The organism is Kitasatospora nipponensis (assembly GCF_039528135.1).
GTDB classification, from domain to species: Bacteria; Actinomycetota; Actinomycetes; order Streptomycetales; family Streptomycetaceae; genus Kitasatospora; species Kitasatospora nipponensis.
Genome location: NZ_BAAALF010000711.1, coordinates 1 through 709, shown reverse-complemented (window position 1 = coordinate 709; position 709 = coordinate 1). Strand labels below are relative to the sequence as shown.

Annotated in this window: 1 protein-coding gene; it reads left to right on the top strand. The window is 70.2% G+C overall.

From position 1 onward, the window contains the following. Positions 1-485: site-specific integrase (locus ABD323_RS42865; protein ID WP_344447456.1), on the top strand; the 485-nt coding region annotated here is incomplete at its 5' end. Positions 486-709 lie beyond the last annotated feature (224 nt).

Genomic DNA, 709 nt, shown 5'->3' with positions numbered 1-709 from the left:
AGGTCAAGACCGATGCCTCGGAGTCGGTGCTCCCGCTGCCGGACCTCTGCCGCACGGCCCTGGTGCTGCGGGAGAAGAGCCGGGATGCCCACAAGCTCGCCGCCCGCGACCTATGGACGGAGTCCGACCTGGTCTTCACCACCAAGTACGGCACCCCGGTCGAGCCGCGCAACTTCAACCGGCGGTTCGAGTTCCGCTGCCAGCAGGCCGGCGTGCGGCTGATCCGCGTCCACGACACCCGCAAGACCTGCGGCACGCTGCTGGCGGCCCTGGACGTGCACCCGCGCGTGGCGATGCAGATCCTCCGGCACTCGCAGTTCGCGGTGACCATGGAGATCTACACCCAGGTCCCCTCCGAGCAGACGCGCAACCCCCTCAGGAAGCTCGGGGAGACCCTCGACGTCGGGCGATCCGACGAGGCGGAAGGAGAGGGCGAGACGCCTCCGGCCTCCCCAGCCGATGATGGTGCGGAAGCGCCGGAGTGAGGCCAGGAGAGGGGGATCAACCGAGTGGCCCGGCCAGGTACCTTCGGCCGGGCCATCGGCGTTCACGGGACCGACGTCACAGGTACCCCTGCCTGACGCTCCCTGAGCGACGCGGCTGAAGCCTGGAGACGAGTGACAGGGCTCTGGCGGCGCCGCAGTCGTTTCTCTGCCGGGTCAGTGTGTGCGTGTCGTGTGCGCGCCCGCCCCGGCGGCCAGGCTCCGAG